This window comes from Erwinia sp. JUb26 (assembly GCF_003751505.1).
Taxonomy (GTDB): Bacteria; Pseudomonadota; Gammaproteobacteria; order Enterobacterales; family Enterobacteriaceae; genus Erwinia.
The window spans coordinates 267,376-284,388 of sequence record NZ_RJVB01000002.1 but is presented as its reverse complement, the minus strand read 5'-3'; the positions used below and the strand labels follow the sequence as shown (position 1 = coordinate 284,388).

13 protein-coding genes are annotated in these 17,013 nt (G+C 55.0%); 6 read left to right on the top strand and 7 right to left on the bottom strand.

The genetic code is table 11. The features are described 5' to 3' along the window. The first annotated feature begins 254 nt into the window (after positions 1-254). The 4 genes from EC836_RS06415 to EC836_RS06400 all read left to right on the top strand — a co-directional run bounded on the left by EC836_RS06415 (position 255) and on the right by EC836_RS06400 (position 4,847). Complete coding sequence (locus EC836_RS06415; protein ID WP_105592447.1) at positions 255-1,322, top strand: alcohol dehydrogenase catalytic domain-containing protein; 1,068 nt, start codon at positions 255-257, stop codon at positions 1,320-1,322. Between the two features lie 70 nt (positions 1,323-1,392). After that, the gene (locus tag EC836_RS06410) at positions 1,393-2,310 is read left to right on the top strand and encodes an ABC transporter substrate-binding protein (RefSeq protein ID WP_123331266.1); all 918 of its coding nucleotides are present in this window, start codon (positions 1,393-1,395) and stop codon (positions 2,308-2,310) included. Positions 2,311-2,364: 54 nt separating this feature from the next. After that, complete coding sequence (locus tag EC836_RS06405) at positions 2,365-3,855, top strand: sugar ABC transporter ATP-binding protein (RefSeq protein WP_123332138.1); 1,491 nt, start codon at positions 2,365-2,367, stop codon at positions 3,853-3,855. A 14-nt stretch (positions 3,856-3,869) separates the two neighbouring features. Further along, on the top strand, positions 3,870-4,847 hold the full coding sequence (locus EC836_RS06400) for an ABC transporter permease (RefSeq protein ID WP_123332136.1): 978 nt from the start codon (positions 3,870-3,872) through the stop codon (positions 4,845-4,847). Between the two features lie 742 nt (positions 4,848-5,589). On the opposite strand, the gene EC836_RS06395 is transcribed toward EC836_RS06400, so the two are convergent. Both EC836_RS06395 and EC836_RS25115 read right to left on the bottom strand, forming a co-directional pair. Further along, entirely contained in the window at positions 5,590-6,594 is a 1,005-nt protein-coding gene (locus tag EC836_RS06395; protein WP_123332134.1) for a LacI family DNA-binding transcriptional regulator, read from the bottom strand. A gap of 1,186 nt (positions 6,595-7,780) precedes the next feature. Next, positions 7,781-7,897, bottom strand: coding sequence for a small membrane protein (locus EC836_RS25115; RefSeq protein ID WP_146114129.1), 117 nt, complete (start codon positions 7,895-7,897; stop codon positions 7,781-7,783). Positions 7,898-8,310: 413 nt separating this feature from the next. Here EC836_RS25115 and EC836_RS06390 point away from each other — a divergent pair, with 413 nt between their 5' ends. Next, entirely contained in the window at positions 8,311-9,351 is a 1,041-nt protein-coding gene (locus EC836_RS06390) for an AraC family transcriptional regulator (RefSeq protein ID WP_123331264.1), read from the top strand. Between the two features lie 99 nt (positions 9,352-9,450). Here EC836_RS06390 and EC836_RS06385 read toward each other — a convergent pair whose 3' ends face one another. Then, positions 9,451-9,921: an Lrp/AsnC family transcriptional regulator gene (locus EC836_RS06385; protein ID WP_123331262.1), complete on the bottom strand. Its 471-nt coding sequence runs from the start codon at positions 9,919-9,921 to the stop codon at positions 9,451-9,453. A gap of 155 nt (positions 9,922-10,076) precedes the next feature. Here EC836_RS06385 and EC836_RS06380 point away from each other — a divergent pair, with 155 nt between their 5' ends. Continuing rightward, positions 10,077-10,499 (top strand): DUF2000 domain-containing protein, encoded by a 423-nt coding sequence (locus tag EC836_RS06380; RefSeq protein WP_123331260.1) that lies wholly within the window; start codon positions 10,077-10,079, stop codon positions 10,497-10,499. Between the two features lie 100 nt (positions 10,500-10,599). On the opposite strand, the gene lldD is transcribed toward EC836_RS06380, so the two are convergent. The 4 genes from lldD to EC836_RS06360 all read right to left on the bottom strand — a co-directional run bounded on the left by lldD (position 10,600) and on the right by EC836_RS06360 (position 16,719). Beyond that, on the bottom strand, positions 10,600-11,745 hold the full coding sequence (gene lldD / locus EC836_RS06375; protein WP_123331258.1) for an FMN-dependent L-lactate dehydrogenase LldD: 1,146 nt from the start codon (positions 11,743-11,745) through the stop codon (positions 10,600-10,602). 20 nt (positions 11,746-11,765) lie between these two features. Beyond that, entirely contained in the window at positions 11,766-12,530 is a 765-nt protein-coding gene (gene lldR / locus EC836_RS06370; protein ID WP_123331256.1) for a transcriptional regulator LldR, read from the bottom strand. After that, on the bottom strand, positions 12,527-14,179 hold the full coding sequence (lldP, locus tag EC836_RS06365; RefSeq protein ID WP_123331254.1) for an L-lactate permease: 1,653 nt from the start codon (positions 14,177-14,179) through the stop codon (positions 12,527-12,529). The genes lldR and lldP overlap by 4 nt, the downstream gene beginning before the upstream one ends. Before the next feature lie 347 nt (positions 14,180-14,526). Beyond that, positions 14,527-16,719 (bottom strand): TonB-dependent siderophore receptor, encoded by a 2,193-nt coding sequence (locus EC836_RS06360; RefSeq protein WP_123331252.1) that lies wholly within the window; start codon positions 16,717-16,719, stop codon positions 14,527-14,529. Positions 16,720-17,013 lie beyond the last annotated feature (294 nt).

Here is a 17,013-nt window from a genome sequence, read left to right as displayed (position 1 = left end):
CGAATGAGACTGAGATCGAAGTTGTTAACCCTGAAACTGGCTTGTTAATGATATGTGATATCGCTCAAGGATTTTGTTTTGGGGTTTTGATTATATGATAACCAATGTTTACGTTGTCATTTTGTTTTTTTATCAGAAATCATGAATAAATCATCAAGTTAGATATGAATAGAAAATTCGTATTTTTTATTTACTGCTTAATGACAACGTCAACATTTCGAATGTGACGATCAATTTTGCTACTGGAGAGAGAAATGAGTCAGCTGCCCGAGAAGATGAGCGCCGTTGTCTGCCACGGCCCACAGGATTATCGCTTTGAGCAGGTTCCGGTGCCGCTGCCAAAGGCCAACGAACTGGTGATAAAAGTCGAAGGCTGCGGCATCTGTGCCGGTGACTGCAAGTGTAAAAACGGCGCACAGATGTTCTGGGGAGAGAACCCGTGGGTGAAGCCGCCGGTGATCCCGGGGCACGAATTCTACGGCCGCGTTGCCGCGCTGGGCGAGGGCAGCGAGAAGAAGTTCCGCGTCGGTGAGCGGGTGATTGCTGAACAAATCGTTCCCTGCTGGGACTGCCGCTACTGCAAATCCGGCAGCTACTGGATGTGTGAAACCCACAATATTTACGGCTTCCAGAAAGACGTGGCCGAGGGGGGGATGGCGGAATATATGCGCTTCTCGGCCAACGCTATCGTCCACAAGATCCCGGAAAGCCTGAGCCACGAAGATGCAGTACTGATTGAGCCGATGGCCTGTGCGATCCACACCGTGGCGCGCGGCGATATCCAGCTGGATGATGTGGTGGTGCTGGCCGGAGCCGGGCCGCTGGGCCTGTGTATGGTACAGGTGGCGCGGCTGAAAACGCCGAAAAAACTGATCGTTATCGACGCAATGGACGATCGCCTTGCGCTGGCAAAAGAATACGGTGCCGACGTGGTGATCAACCCGCTGAAGGAAGATGCCGACAAAATCGTTAAGTCGCTGACCGGTGGCTACGGCTGTGATGTTTACATCGAGGCAACCGGATCCCCGGTGGGCGTAACCCAGGGCCTGCAGATGATCCGCAAGCTGGGCCGCTTCGTGGAGTTCAGCGTGTTCGGCAAAGAAACCACCGTTGACTGGTCGATAATCGGCGACCGCAAAGAGCTGGATATTCGCGGCGCGCACCTGGCCCCTTACAGCTATGAAATTGCCATCGACCTGTTTGAACGCGGGCTGGTGACATCGAAAGGCGTGGTCACCCACAGTTATTCACTTGAAAAATGGGATGAGGCATTTGCTCTCGCCGACTCCACCGATTCTATTAAAGTTGTTCTGGTTCCGTAGTTTTTACCGATGTTATTTGTACCGTGGTTAATAAATCAATAAAAAAACTTCCCCCTACAGGAGAATATCCATGTTTTCATTCGTCAAAAAAACGCTGCCGATTATTATCGCGGGCGGAATGTTGTTGGCTGCAAATGCTGCTTTAGCAAAGCAATTAACCATTGGCGTCTCATTCCAGGAGTTAAATAACGATTATTTCGTCACCATGAAACAGTCGCTGGAACAGGCCGCCGCTGAAATAGGTGCGAAGGTGTATGTTGCCGACGCGCACCACGATGTTTCCAAGCAGATTAATGACGTTGAAGACATGCTGCAAAAGAAAATCGATATTCTGCTGATCAACCCGACGGATACGGTGGGCGTGCAGTCCGCCGTGATGTCAGCCCATAAGGCGGGTGCGGTGGTGGTGGCTATTGATGCCCAGGCCGAAGGTCCGGTGGACTCGTTTGTGGGCTCCGAGAACTATGACGCCGGGCTACAGGCCGGGGAGTATCTGGCGAAATCCATCGGTGGGAAAGGCAAGGTCGCCATCCTCGACGGTATTCCGGTGGTGCCCATCCTTGAGCGCGTACGCGGCTTTGAGGACGCAATGAAAAAGTACCCGGATATCAAGATCGTCACCAAGCAGAACGGCAAGCAGGAGCGTGATAGCGCGCTGACCGTGACGGAAAATATGCTGCAGTCGGCCCCGGATCTGAACGGTATTTTCAGCGTTAACGATACCGGCGCGCTGGGTGCGCTGGCGGCGATTCAGAGCAGCGGCGCCAAGGTGAAACTGGTCAGCGTTGACGGCCAGCCGGAAGCGATTAAAGAGATCGAAAAGGCGGACTCACCGTTTATCGCCACCTCCGCACAGTTCCCGCGTGACCAGCTGCGCATCGCGCTGGGGATTGCCCTGGCCCGCCACTGGGGTGCCAATATTCCGAAAACCGTACCGGTAAAAGTTAAGCTGATCGACCACAGCAATGCAAAAGGCTTTAGCTGGTAATAGCGTGAAATATTCGCTCTGCGCAGGCAGAGCGATAACCCGGAAGCGATGCTGATGACACCTTTACTGGAATTAAAACAGATTAAAAAATCCTTTCCCGGAGTGAAAGCGCTGGACGGTATTAACCTGACGGTGCAGCCCGGTGAAATTCATGCGCTGCTCGGAGAAAACGGCGCGGGTAAATCAACGTTGGTGAAAATTATGTGCGGTATTCACCAGCCGGACGAAGGGGAAATTATCTTGCAGGGGAAGCATTGCCGTTTTCCCAATTATCGCCACGCGATTGAAGCGGGCATCGGAATTATATTTCAGGAGTTCTCACTGATCCCGTATATGAGCGCGATCGATAATATTTTCCTCAACCGGGAAATAAAAAACCGCTGGGGGCTGTTGGATCGCCGGGAGATGCGCCGTAAGGCCCGCAGCGTCTTCAAACGCCTGGCGGTGGATATCGATATGGACTGCCCGGTGGAGCAGTTGAGTGTGGCGCAGCAGCAGTTTGTTGAAATTGCCAAAGCGCTGTCGCTGGATGCGCGCGTGCTGGTGCTGGATGAACCGACCGCCACGCTGACGCCGGGCGAGGCCGAGCACCTGTTCAGCGTGATGAACGATCTGCGCCTGCTGGGCGTGGGGATGGTGTTTATCTCGCACCACCTGGATGAAATCTTTGCGGTTTGCGACCGCATCACCGTATTGCGCGACGGCTGCTACATCGAAACGCTGCCAACCAGTGACACCGACGTCGATGAACTGGTGAAGCTGATGGTGGGCCGCAAAATTGAAAATACCTTCCCGGTGAAGTCGCACGTGCCGGATCGCACCAGGCTGCTGCTGGAAGCCAGCGTTCAGCGCACGAAGCAGAGCCAGACGGATACTTTCCATCTGCACGCGGGGGAAATTCTCGGCTTCGCCGGGCTGGTGGGTTCCGGGCGTACCGAAACCATCTCGGCGCTGATCGGTGCCAGCCCCTGCTATCGCAAAAGCGTCAAGCTTAATGGCCAGGACGGCAAGCTGAGCAGCCCGGCACATGCGTTACAGCAGGGAATTGGCCTGCTGCCGGAAAACCGCAAAACAGAAGGGCTGGTGTTGCCGTTTTCCGTGGCGCAGAACATCACCCTTAACCGCCACGAAAAGCGCGGCAAAATTTTTGTTCATGCCGGTAAAGAGCGCGACATTGTACAAAAGTTGATCCGCGCGGTAGGGGTGAAAACGCCCGACGCCGATACCGCGGTATCGACCCTGAGCGGCGGCAACCAGCAGAAGGTGGTGATCGCCCGCTGGCTGAACAACGACTGCAATATTTTGATCTTTGATGAGCCGACGCGCGGTATCGACGTGGGCGCGAAATCGGAAATTTATCAACTGATGCAGCAACTGACTGCCAAAGGCATTTCTATCATCATGATTTCTTCCGAGCTGCCGGAAATTATCGGCGTTTGCGACCGGGTGCTGGTATTCCGGGGCGGGCACATCGTCGCCGAACTGGCGGGAAATGAAATCGAATCTGGCAACATCATGCTACATGCCACCGGGAGCGCACAATGAGCGGAATCGAACAGATGTCATCTACCTCAACTCCCCGCGCTGCGGGACCAGGGCTGGCTAAGCGCTGGGAAAAACTGCTTCATCATCCTGCCGTGCTGCCGTTTATCGGCTTTGTGGTGCTGTTTGTGCTGATGAGTCTGCTGAACGACAGTTTTCTGACGGTGAACAACCTGACCAACGTTGCTCGTCAGGTATCTATTAACGCCATTATCGCCGTCGGCATGACCTGCGCGATCCTGACCGGCGGTATCGATCTGTCCGTCGGTCCGGTGATGGCGCTGGCCGGTTCCGTTGCTGCCGGACTGATGATGGCTGCCGTTCCTGTACCGCTGGCGGTGCTGGCCGCGCTGCTGGTCGGCGTACTGTTTGGTCTGGCGAACGGGACCTGTATCGCCTGGCTGCGGATGCCGCCGATTATCGTCACCCTGGCATCAATGGGCATCGCCCGTGGCCTGGCGCTGCTGTACACCGGTGGATATCCGATCTCCGGCCTGCCGGATGTGTTCTCCTTCCTGGGGCGCGGCACGGTCTTGGGCATTCAGGTGCCGATTCTGGTGATGGCGGCGGTGTACGTGGTGGCGTGGATCATGCTGCACCACCTGTCGTTTGGTCGTTACGTTTATGCCATCGGTGGGAATGAAGAGGCTGCACGGCTGAGCGGTATTCGCGTGCAGCGCTACAAGATGCTGGTGTATGTGATCAGCGGCGTGACGGCGGCGCTGGCCGGTCTGGTGCTGACCTCCCGCCTGATGAGCGGCCAGCCAAATGCTGGTGAAGGCTTTGAGCTGGATGCGATTGCGGCAGTGGTGCTGGGCGGCGCGGCGATTTCCGGCGGTCGCGGGGCAATTATCGGTACGCTGGTGGGGGCGATGATGCTCGGCGTGCTGAACAACGGGCTGAATCTGATGAGCGTGTCGCCGTATATTCAGAACGTGGTGAAGGGTGGGATTATTCTGGCGGCGATTTATTTGAGTTCGGTAAGGCGTAAGTAGGGTCGATTGGCATATCGGTATCGGGATTGTGTCGCGAGGAGATCGTCGTCTGGCGTATCGGTGTCGGGATTGTGTCGCGAGGAGATCGTTATCAGGCGTATCGGTGTCGGGATTGTATCGCAGGAAGATCTTCGTCTGGCGTATCGGTGTCGGTCGGGTTCGCGGACTCGGCGTGAACACGTCCGTGTGGCCTCGAATCGCGCATCCCTGCGCTCAACGGTCCGCGAACCCGCCCGTCACCGATTGCCCAATTGTTCTGGTTTCGCTGTGAGTCAAACCGAGTGGGGCTTTGTGCATCTGACTGGGGTGCTGAAGGCTTCGGTTTCGCTGTGGATTAAGGGCTTAGTTGTCTGGAACGGTAGCGTTGCCTGAACTTGTGGATCTATTGAGTTTTGCGGCAGTACTTCGGCTATAACGCGAGCTTTGGGGCATTTAAAGCAACGCATTGATGTGAAAGGCGAACGTTTTGGGGCATTTCAAAGCAAATCATTGATAGATAAGGCGAACGCTACGGGGAATATAAGCCGGGTGTCTGCGGCAGGGAGGCCGCAGCCAAGCCCACAGGGACGTGTTTACGGCGACTCGGCGTTAGTCCACGTAACGGTCGCCCGGACTCCGCGCTTGCAGCAAAAAAGATGCCTCAAAATTCACGCCCCTAAACGCTTGCCTGAGTGCAGGGCTGGCAGCGAAAAGTCCGTTCCAAAACGCTCACCAGAGCACAGTACCTGGCAGCATCCTCCACTCAGGGAACCAGCAGACTCCCGGTGAAAAATTCACGCCGTATAACCCGATCGCTATCCGCCGTTTTAATCGCGTTAAACAATAATTCCGCCGCAACCTCTCCCAGCATTTCCGTATCATGATAAACCCCGGCAATACGCATTCCATAACTGGTTGCTCCTGGCGGCTTATCCACAGAGAAAAACTTCACGCTCGGATAAATATTTAACTCATGGCATATGGACATCGCGCCCAGCGTAATAATCCCGTTCAGACCAATAATATAGTCTGGCTGATTCTCTTCCTGCATCAGCCAGTTCCTGACTTCCTGCTCCTGCGATATAAAATCATAGTCACCGTTGATAATGGTAATGTGGTTTTTCTTACCGTATAACGCGTCCAGAATTCCGGCCGTTCGGCTTAACGTGATTTCCGAGTTCGCCGGGCCGCCGAGAATAAGCATTTTAGACTCTGGTTGAGCGGCAAGATATTCTCCGGCCAGAAGTCCAATCTCCTTGTTATTCAGAAAAACGCCGCTAAGCTGCCGATTGAAGATATCTCTATCTATAAGAATCAATGGGATATGATAGGATTCTGCCTGTTCGAGATAGGCGGGTTGATACTGCTTATCATCACGCACCGCCGAGAGCAAAATACCGCGTGCCTTATAGCTGAACAGCGCCTGTACGGCCTGATTTTCCGCCTCTTCACTGCCGTCCGTATCAAATAACATGATCTGATAACCCTGTTTCCGCGCAATGCGAGAAACCCTCTGAATCAGAGAAGAATAAAACGGGTTGTACAGGCTGCTGGTGACGATGCCAATAATCTGGCTGCTGCTGCTTTTTAATCCCTGTGCAAAAGCGTTCGGGACATAATTCAGTTCTTTGGCTATCGCATGGATTTTTTCACGGGTGGCGGGTTTAACCAGCTCAGGTTTATTAAACGCGCGTGATACCGTGATATTAGTGACGCCAGCTCGTCGGGCAATATCCACGATGGTGGAATTTGGAATTGCTTTCGGCACCGTCATTCCTTGCATTTGCTGTGAACAGAACGCTTATTGTAAGGAAGCGCTTTCAAATAAGCCAGATGTAACGCAGGGTGATGAACGGGTTGCTGAAGAAACGCATTTTTGCAGTTTCACTGCCGCTATCCTCTGTCCGGTATCGCCATCCTGCGGCAGAAACCCGCATCGTATAAAAGAAGAAAAGAGCCAATGCGGAGAACCCGCACGGGGATTGAGCATGACGACTCTCGTCGGGTGATGCACGCTATACCCGGCAGCGTTTCACCGCGCATTCACACAGCGGCGCGTCTATTCGTATTTTACACCTCCTGTTAGCATTTACCGCCGGGCGCGTCGTACGGGTTTTTCATCGTCTGGCTACCTGTGCCGCAAAGTGCATTTATCGATGCTTTGGCGTCACTGTGATTGAAGCGTTTCGCAGTTAAGCAAGGAGCACGGGGCTGGGATCGGGGTACTTTCTTGAGTACCCGTGCATGAGGCAAACCATTTGTCGTCTTGCTGTGCGGTGAACAGGAGGGATTCAAGCCGCATCCAGCGCCCAATTCTTAAGACGCTTAAGAACAAATGCATTTTTTCCCCGTCAGCCCAGCCATGTCCTCATGGAAAAAACAGTTAAGAATATCGTTTATATCGCCAGGCTAAGTTCGGTTTTGGCAGAATCTTACTGAAGATTCGGTTAAGAATAGAAGTTACTCCTGTTCGCCATCTGGGGACGAAAAAACGCCAAAAATAAAGTGTGGTGACTGGGCCATTTGTAAACCGGCCAGATGTGTCATTTAGTGCGAAATGGCGGATATATACGCGGCAGGGTTTCTATAACGTTGCCTGCATCTGCAAAGGTCGAATAGTTACATCGTTGGCGAAATATTGTACTTTTTAGTTGGCGTATTTGGGTGCCGATCGCTGCAGGCATGCGCTATAAGCCACGGGGGCTGAATGGGGTTGATACCTGTTGAGAAAGTGGAATGTACTGGAAACTGAATGTGCATATGAATCGGCACAACAAAGGTGACAGATTAACCCGTAAGGCGATCGAGTTCGCGGTGTGAATCAGAGGGATAGCAGATGTGGCATTTGACCATGAGCGCCGTGGTTCGCGCTGATTTTAGACAAGCACAAACCAATAAGCCCGAATTAATCGGGCTGGAAAGGATAACAAAAAGTCAAAAATCACTTAAACGAACTAGCGTTTTTTCTTAGGGAAAGACGAGGTCTTTCTGTCTTTAATATAAGAAAAAAGACTATATGCAGAAACGACAATTAATAGTATCGCTACTGTCATTAATATCAGGTCGCTCATTCTATGTTCCTCAACATATCTTTTATTAAATTTTTTCGGAGCAAAAAGAAAATATAAAACGTATTTATACTTTCAGCTCATAGGATGTCGAATAAAATCATCTTATATAAATCAATCTAATGCTTTGCTGTGTGTGCGGTTAACCATTAGCTCAACTTCTCATGCCCGGAGAATGACATAAGACCGTAAAGAAAGTGTAAAATTGGGCCTTCCTGAACTGTTAAGGTATGCTACTGGTTACGACAATACTAAGTAAAATAACTATTCTATCAAATATCTTTGCCCGTCATTTTTTGTTTTTCTCCCTCACAGGTCAAAAAAGAAAGATCTGAGTCTTTTTTTAATTGCATTTTTTGTTTAGATTTCCTGCGTGGGAAAGGATTCTGCTTATTTAATACAGCAGGTGAAACCAAATGAATCAGCAACTGATCAAGCGACCCATTTCGATAGTGTTACCAAGACCGGAGGGACTGTATCAGTTCCACACGGTAGATACTGCTGAAATAGAGACTGAGCTACGTTACGAATTTTTAACAACTAATTGTAAACCTTATACCACGGATATTGCTCATAACCGCCGTGCCGGGGATCGCAGGGCCGGTCAGCGGGCGTCGGACGCCGCGCAGGGGAGCTTTAGCTCGGTGCTGGGGGGAACCAGCAACGCCATTTTTAACCCCTATAAACCGGACTCTGACAGCCTGTTTATTTCGCTGCTGCTGCAGGGTACCGTGGAGCTGACCGGGCGCACGCTGCTAGAGAGTAAAGTGATGACGGCAGGATCGCTTGCGCTGTATGAGCGAGACAAGCCGCTGCACTACAACAGCGGTCACGTAAAACAGCTGTTTCTGATCCTGCCCTATGCCGACGCCCGCGCGGCGCTGGGAGGTGGGTTGGATGAACTGGCCCTGTCGCTTGACGATCAGCCTCTGGCGCCGTTTATTCGCTCGCAGATGATGCTGCTGGATGCGCATGCGGCGCAGTTGAGCACTAAAGCCATCTCCAGCATTCTGGACGGGCTGTATAACGTTTCGCTGCTGATGCTGGCGGATATCGGCAGAGAGCGCGGCAACCGCATTGAAGGCAGTAAAAATTTTATTTTTTCCGCCGCCAAGCGCTACATTGAGCAAAACTTTGCTCAGGTGAATCTGTCGCCGGACGTGATTGCCGTTGCCCTGCGCTGTTCGCGTTCAGGCCTGGATCGTGCATTTCTTGAGCAGCATACGTCCGTGATGCGCGTGCTGCAGGAAGTCCGGCTTAAGTCAGCCCGCTACCGGTTAGAAAATTTTGCAGAGGAGCGTATTGATACCATCGCTTACCTGTGTGGATTCAGCAGCCCCAGTATTTTTAGTAAGCTTTTCAAACTGCGCTTTGGCATGTCCCCTAAGGCATGGCGCCAGGCTTTTATTAACAGCTATTCGTTTTACCCTGCGGAAGAGAGCAACGTCTGCGGCTGATTTAACGCCCGACCGCTCGCTGTGCTATCCCGGGCCTGCACAGGCCGCTGAGGACAGGCGCATGGCCTCTGGATGAGGCCGCCCTCAACACCTGATAATCTACCCCTGTTTAACGATTGGATAGCTGACCAGCGGCTTGATTTCCTTCAGCACGAACATACTTTGCATCTCTTTGATCCCCGGCAGGCGACGAATCACCGTCATGGCGAAATCCGCGTAGGCGTCCAGATCGCGGGCCACCACCTGCAGCAGAAAATCCGCGTCGCCGCCGATGCTGTAGCAGGCGACCACGTGTTCCAGTTCCGCGACGTCCTGTTCGAACCGGCGCGCTTCGCTCTCGCTGTGGCTGTCGATAGTGACGCGAACGAACACCATCACACCGAGGCCAATCTTTTTACGGTTGAGCACGGCGCGGTAGCCCTGAATCACCTCATCCTCTTCCAGCCTGCGTACCTTGCGCCAGCAGGGCGAAGCCGAGAGGCCAATTTCATCGGCCAGGGTCTGATTGGTCATGCGCGCATCCTGCTGCAGCAGCGACAGGATTTTAATCTCGGTGGGGCCTAAGCTCATAGGGGCAGACTCTGTCATTTAAAGGATTTAAAAGGGTTAATCATGCCCTTATCTGGCCATTTTTCAACTGATTGAGACAACTTTTTCCTGCGGCATCGGCGCATAATAAGGGCCTGAATGTTGATCTGCTAAACGCCTGAGCGTATGGAAATAAGATGAAATTTGATGCCAGCCAGCACCGCTGTACCCTTGTGATTAACGACCAGCTCAGCCCCGGGCTGGCGATGAATGCTGCCAGCGTGATCGGCATCAGCTTTGGCCGTACGGTTGAAAATCTGGTGGGGCCGGACCTGCAAAGCGCCGACGGCGTGAACTATCCGGGGGTAATTTATGCTCCCTTACCGGTATTGCTGGCCGGGGATGATTACGTGCAGCGGCTGCTGAAAATTGCCAGCGAGGACGATGAAATCTACGCCATGCCGTTTAGCGCGCTGGCGCAGTCGTGCCGAACCTACGAGGAGTACGGCGAGCGTATTTCCCCGGTGGCCAGCCAGCAGATTGAACTGGTGGCGATTGGCCTGATCGGGCCGAAAAAGAAAATCAGCCGCCTGACCGGTAATCTGCCGCTCTATAAGTAATGGGGCAGGGATGAGGCCGTATTCTTTCTGGCAGGTCGCCATTAGCGGGGAAGTTAACTTGTACCGCGCGTCGGTACAGGTCACGCTTCCCCGTCCTGAATTATGCCAGGCCGTTATTCACCAGCGAGCTGCGGGTGATGTCAGCGATCGTTTTCGCCCCGGTCAGCGTCATCGCCACGCGCATCTCTTTCTCGATTAGCGTCAGCAGATTTTCCACGCCTGCCTGCCCGGCGGTGGCCAGCGCATAGATAAAGGCGCGGCCCAGCAGCACGCTGTCGGCACCGAGCGCAATCATCCTCACCACGTCAAGACCGTTGCGGATGCCGCTGTCGGCCAGAATGGTGATGTCGCCCTTCACCGCATCGGCGATCTGCGGCAGCGCCCGCGCGGTAGACAGCACGCCGTCCAGCTGGCGGCCACCGTGGTTGGATACCACGATACCGTCGGCACCGAAACGCACCGCGTCGCGGGCATCATCGGCATCGAGAATGCCTTTAATCACCATCGGGCCGTCCCAGAACTCGCGGATCCACTCCAGATCTTTCCAGCTGATGGACGGATCGAAGTTATTGGCCAGCCAGCCGATGTAATCCTCCAGCCCGGTCGGTTTGCCGAGGTAGGTGGAGATATTGCCGAGGTCGTGCGGGCGGCCGTTGATGCCCACGTCCCACGCCCACTGCGGGTGCAGAGCCGACTGGATATAGCGGCGCATGGCGGCGTTCGGGCCGCTCATGCCGGAGTGGGCATCGCGGTAGCGCGCGCCGGGCGTTGGCATATCGACGGTAAACACCAGCGTGGTGCAGCCTGCCGCTTTGGCTCGCTCCAGTGCATTGCGCATAAAGCCGCGATCCTTCAGCACGTAGAGCTGGAACCACATCGGGCGGTTGATCGCCGGGGCCACTTCTTCAATCGGGCAGACGGAAACGGTGGAGAGCGTAAAGGGAATACCTTTCGCCGCCGCCGCGCGCGCCGCCTGAACTTCACCCCGGCGGGCATACATTCCGGTCAGGCCGACCGGGGCCAGCGCCACCGGCATTGAAAGCGTTTCGTTAAACAGCGTGGTTTGCAGGCTTAGCTCGGACATATCGTTGAGCACGCGCTGCTTCAGTGCGATCTGCGCCAGGTCTTCAACGTTGCGCCGCAGCGTATGCTCGGCGTAGGCCCCGCCGTCGATATAGTGAAAAAGGAAGGGCGGCAGCATGCGTTTGGCCGCCGCGCGATAGTCAGTTCCTGCCGAAATAATCATCAGATCTATCCTTTGTTACATCATTCTCTGTCATCCGGCAGCCGGGTAATGCGCTGCTGCCGGGCTTCATCTTCATGCAGGGTTTTCATCGTGGTGAGGACAAACCCCAGATGGTGCTGAGCCGCTTTACGCGCCCGTTCCGGGTCGTTGGCGAGGATCGCCAGCAGCAGCTCTTCGTGTTGTTCGGTCAGACGGGCAAAGATGGTCGGGACGGTGTACATCCGTTCGCGGCTGTGCGCCACCGAGCTTTGCAGCAGGTCAAAGAAACCGCGCATGGTCTGCAGCAACACCACGTTGTGCGAGGCTTCCGCAATCGCCAGGTGGAAGCGCACGTCGGCCTGGTTGGCCATATCGGCCGAGATGCTTTCCTGCTGCTGGATGGCGTCAAAGCAGCTTTGCAGCCGCTCTTTGTCGGCGGGTGTCGCCCGCAGCGCGGCATACCAGGCGGTACTGGCCTCGATGGCGTGACGCGCCTCCAGAATGTCGTTGCGGTAGTTCGGGTCATCGGCAACCAGCACCTTCAGCGGCTGCACGATGCGTTCCTCCGACCAGCGGGTGTTTTCATCACAGAGCCAGGTGCCACCGCCGCGTTTGCTGTACAGCACGCCTTCACCAATCAGCGAGCGGATAGCCTCGCGCAGCGAAGATCGTGAGACGCCCAGTTCCTGCGCCAGCTGGCGCTCGGCGGGCAGGCGTGCCCCCGGCTCCAGCTGGCGCTGATGGATCAGGGTTTTAATACGTCCGGCGAGAAGCAGGGTGCCGGAAGGCGGTGGCGCAAGGGTCATGGGATCATCCAGGTGAGCACGTAGGCTTGTAAGGTGGTAATGATCCCTACCATACAGGTGAAAATCAGACTGTGCTTCACCGTAAAGCGGAACAGGTCGGATTCTCTGCCCACCAGGCCCACGGCGGCGCAGGCAATAGCGATCGACTGCGGCGAGATCATCTTGCCGGTCACGCCGCCGGTGGTGTTGGCGGCAACCAGCAGCAGATCCGACACGCCAATCTGCTGGGCGGTGGTGGCCTGCAGTGCGGCAAACAGGGCGTTAGAGGAGGTGTCTGAACCGGTCAGGAACACGCCCAGCCAGCCGAGGAACGGCGAGAAGAAGGTAAACGCGTGGCCGGTATGGGCCAGTGCCAATGCCAGCGTGGCGGACAGGCCGGAATAGTTGGCGATAAAGGCGAAGGCCAGCACCATGCCGATGGAGTAAATCGGCAGCGTCAGCTCTTTCAGCGTGCTGACAAACGTACTCACGGCATCGGCCGGTTTCATTTTCAGGTAGACGATGGAGATCAGCGCGGCAACGATAATCGCCGTCCCGGTCGCGGACAGCCAGTCGAACTTATACACCGCGGCATACGGCGTGATAGCCGCCACCACCGGCGGCATCTTCGCCACCAGCTTGTCGAGGAACGGCACCGGGATATTGACCACCAGGTTATACAGTTCGCCGCCCGGTGCAAATAGCGCCTTGAACGGCGGGATGCTCCACAGGGTAACGGTGGCGGTCAGGAACAGGAACGGCATCCAGGCGCGGATAATCTGCCCCGGGCGATACTTCTCCACCACCAGCGGCTGCAGGGTGGCGTTATCCGTTGGGGCAAAGCGGAAGATGCGCACCGGCTTCCACACGCGCAGGAACAGCGTCAGGCACACCAGCGATACCAGTGAAGAGATAATGTCCGGCAGTTCCGGGCCGAGGAAGTTAGAGCTGAGGTACTGCGCCAGGGCAAACGAACCGCCCGCCACCACTACCGCTGGCCAGGTTTCTTTAATTCCGCGCCAGCCGTCCATGATCGCCATGATCCAGAACAGCACGATGATGGTCAGGAAGGGGAGCTGGCGGCCGACCATCTGGCCGATTTCAAAGCTGTCCAGTCCGGTGACCTGCCCGGCAACGATAATCGGGATGCCCATTGCGCCAAACGCCACCGGCGCTGTGTTGACGATCAGGCACAGGCCCGCAGCGTAGAGGGGGTTAAAGCCCAGGCCGACCAGCAGCGCGGCGGTGATCGCCACGGGCGCGCCAAATCCGGCGGCGCCTTCCAGGAAGGCACCGAAGGAGAAACCGACGATCAGCATCTGCAGGCGCTGGTCCGGGGTGATCGACAGGATCGAGGCGCGGATAATATTAAACTGCCCGGTTTTCACCGAAATTTTGTAGACGAACACCGCGGCGACGATGATCCAGGCGATCGGCCAGAGTCCGTAGAAGAAACCGTAAACCACCGAGGCCAGCGCGCGATCGACCGGCATCCGGTAGAGGAACAGCGCCACCATCAGCGCCAGCACCACGGTGATCGTGGCGGCAACGTACCCTTTCAGCTTGAGCTTAATCAGGGCGAAGAAGAAGAAGATGATCGGAATAGCGGCGATCAGGCTGGACAGCCAGATATTGCCGAGTGGATCGTAAACTTGTTGCCAGGGTTGCATGGCGGCGTCTCCAGAACATTCTTTTTTATAACCAGATTGGTCGGACCAAAATGGCGATTTCGTGTGTGCTGACGCTGATAGTTAATATTTTGTTAGTATAAAACAACAGATGTGATGGTTATTTTGTCTTTCTGTGCGTGATATTCACATTTTATTTAAATTGGTCCGGCCAAATTGTGGGGTTCTGACAGGGAAAATGCGGGTATTCAGAAGTGAAGAATTGATTTAAATCCGTACGATATGACGACGAAAAAGATCGAGCCGGGAAATGGGGAGCGGGGCGGAGTTATCCGTAATAGTAACGGGCAGCTTGGCTGCCCGTTGTATGCGAAGACTTAAAACAGTACTTAGAACGACATGGTGACGCCGGCGTAGTACGCGCGGCCCGGTTCGTTATAGGTCGATGCGCCGTCGTTCGCGCGGTACAGCTGTTTGTCCAGCAGGTTGCTGACGCCGCCGTTGAGGCGCAGATCCTTGGTCAGCTCGTAGTTGAGGCTGATGCCAACCACCGAATACGCGCCGATTTCAGTACTGGACATCCCTTCCACATCCAGTCGCGTTTCACTGTACTCACGCGGCTTCTGACGGCCGTACATCGTCCAGTTCACGGCGGTGGAAAGCTTATCGGTCACCTGATAATCCAGCATGGTGTTGATGGTGTACTTAGGAATGATCGACAGCGGGTTGCCGGTTTCCTTGCTCTTCGACTCCATCATATAGGTGGCGTTGGTGCGCCAGTCGAGCACGTCACGCAGCAGCGGCACGGTCAGGTTGGCTTCCAGCCCTTCCACCAGCGCCTTGCCGCCGTTTTCCCACTGCAGCACGTTATAGTTGGTGGTGGTGGTGGCAATAATGTCGGTGCCGGCGACGATTTTGTTTTTGTAATCGTTGCGGAACCAGGTGATACCTGCGGAGTAACCCTCGGCGGCGAACTCCAGCCCCAGCTCTTTGTTCACGCTGACTTCGGCATCCAGATCGGTGTTACCCAACAGGTAGCAGCTGCCGCTGGAGATGGTTTTCGGGCAGCCGTTGCCGCGCGTGCCGAGCAGATAGCCTTCGCTGGACTGATACAGATTTGGCGCTTTAAACACCCGGGCAATACCCGCTTTCACCTTGAAGAACTCGCCGAGATCCTGGGACAGGTTCAGGCTCGGGCTCCAGTTGTTGCCAAACTGATCGTGGTGATCGAAGCGCAGGCCGGGGATCAGGAAGGTGCCGACCCACGGTTCGATGTTGTCTTCGAAGTAGACGGCCGCGGTGGTGGCGCTGTTTTTCGCGTTACGATCCGCCGGATTGCCCGACTGGCCGCCGACGGCCACGCCGCCGGCGTCGGTGGCGCTGATCGATGCCGGGTCGTTCAGTTCTTCACGGTTCCACTCCGCGCCGAGGGTGACGGTTTGCGATAGCCATTGCTCAATCGGGATATTCACTTCGCCGCTGGTACGGTAGTTTTCCAGGCGGCTGGTGCTGAACTCGTCGCTGTTGATCATCCCCTCCACGCGCCCGGTGGAGCCTTCGTTCAGACGCGTGTTGTTGGTTTTCTCATACGACGCGGAGAACTTCGAGGTTCCCCACTCCCAGAAACCGTTGTGGGTCAGGCCGTACGACTGACGATACAGGCGGTTGGTTTCGGAACCGTACAGTGAGTCAACCAGGCCATTCGGGCTGAGGTTACCGTTGCTGTACTGGGTGTCTCCGGCGTAGATATTGCCCTGACGGCTGTAGCTGTAATCGAAATCGACGATCTGCGACGGCGTCAGTTTCCAGGAGAGCAGGGCGTTAATGTCTTTGTTACGCACCCCTTCGCGACCGGCGGCGTAGGAACCATTCTGCGCGTTGTTGATATCGGCCGCGTCGGCGTCGGTTTTGTTGATGTTGCCGTACAGGCGCATGGTCAGCGCATCACCGGCCAGCGGGCCGCTGAGGTTAAAGTTGGCGCGTTTGGTATCGCCCTCTTTGCTGTCTTCCGGCTGGTTGGTGAACAGGGAAAGTGAGCCGTGCCAGTCTTTGGTTGGGCGCTTGGTATAGATATTGATCACCCCGCCCGCCGCGCCGGAGCCGTAGCGCGCCGCCGCCGGGCCGCGCAGCACTTCGATGCGGTCGACCAGCTCGACAGGCACCCAGTTGGTGTCGCCGCGCGTATCGCGTTCGCCTTTCCAGCTGTAGCGCACCGAACTGCGGGAATTCACCGGTATGCCGTCGATCAGGATCAGCGTGTTTTCCGGGCCCATGCCGCGAATATCGATCTGTCGGTTGTTGCCGCGGCTGCCGTTGGCGCTGTTGCCGGTCAGATTGACGCCGGGCATTTTGCGGATGATGTCGGAGAGGTCGTTGACCGGTGGGCTTTTAGCAATATCGTCGGCGGTGATAATCGAAACGCCGGGCTGCTGTTTCAGTTCCTGTTCAGCGGTTTTCTGGACCGTCATAACGGCGTCTGTATCGTTATTTTCTGCGTCTTCCGCTGCACTGGCGGTGGTCGCCATCAAACCGGTAAGAAGCAGAGCCAGGGGATGGATGCGAAAACGTCCAATTCGGTTCATCAATTAATCTCAAATTGTGGAGGAATGTAAGATGATGTGTATGATAACGAGAATTGTTATCACTAAAAGACCCGTAAGGACGAATTCACAATATCTCCACAATTGACCACTTTTGTCAGTTTTTATCAGCGAAATTCCAGTAAATGCGGGTTTTTCAGTTCGTTAAGTGTCATTTTTGCCTTTACATTCCGTAAAATTGTGTAGATTTTGTGTAGAACCATGGCGTTAGCACGATGTGTTGATCTCAAACACTACACATTTCTGGATTTTGCCGTTATTATCCCGCAACAAAAT

Coding starts and splice junctions, on each gene's coding strand:
- EC836_RS06415 (WP_105592447.1), top strand. CDS start 255: ATGAGTCAGCTGCCCGAGAAGATGAGCGCCGTTGTCTGCCACGGCCCA.
- EC836_RS06410 (WP_123331266.1), top strand. CDS start 1,393: ATGTTTTCATTCGTCAAAAAAACGCTGCCGATTATTATCGCGGGCGGA.
- EC836_RS06405 (WP_123332138.1), top strand. CDS start 2,365: ATGACACCTTTACTGGAATTAAAACAGATTAAAAAATCCTTTCCCGGA.
- EC836_RS06400 (WP_123332136.1), top strand. CDS start 3,870: ATGTCATCTACCTCAACTCCCCGCGCTGCGGGACCAGGGCTGGCTAAG.
- EC836_RS25115 (WP_146114129.1), bottom strand. CDS start 7,897: ATGAGCGACCTGATATTAATGACAGTAGCGATACTATTAATTGTCGTT.
- EC836_RS06390 (WP_123331264.1), top strand. CDS start 8,311: ATGAATCAGCAACTGATCAAGCGACCCATTTCGATAGTGTTACCAAGA.
- EC836_RS06385 (WP_123331262.1), bottom strand. CDS start 9,921: ATGAGCTTAGGCCCCACCGAGATTAAAATCCTGTCGCTGCTGCAGCAG.
- EC836_RS06380 (WP_123331260.1), top strand. CDS start 10,077: ATGAAATTTGATGCCAGCCAGCACCGCTGTACCCTTGTGATTAACGAC.
- lldD (WP_123331258.1), bottom strand. CDS start 11,745: ATGATTATTTCGGCAGGAACTGACTATCGCGCGGCGGCCAAACGCATG.
- lldR (WP_123331256.1), bottom strand. CDS start 12,530: ATGACCCTTGCGCCACCGCCTTCCGGCACCCTGCTTCTCGCCGGACGT.
- lldP (WP_123331254.1), bottom strand. CDS start 14,179: ATGCAACCCTGGCAACAAGTTTACGATCCACTCGGCAATATCTGGCTG.
- EC836_RS06360 (WP_123331252.1), bottom strand. CDS start 16,719: ATGAACCGAATTGGACGTTTTCGCATCCATCCCCTGGCTCTGCTTCTT.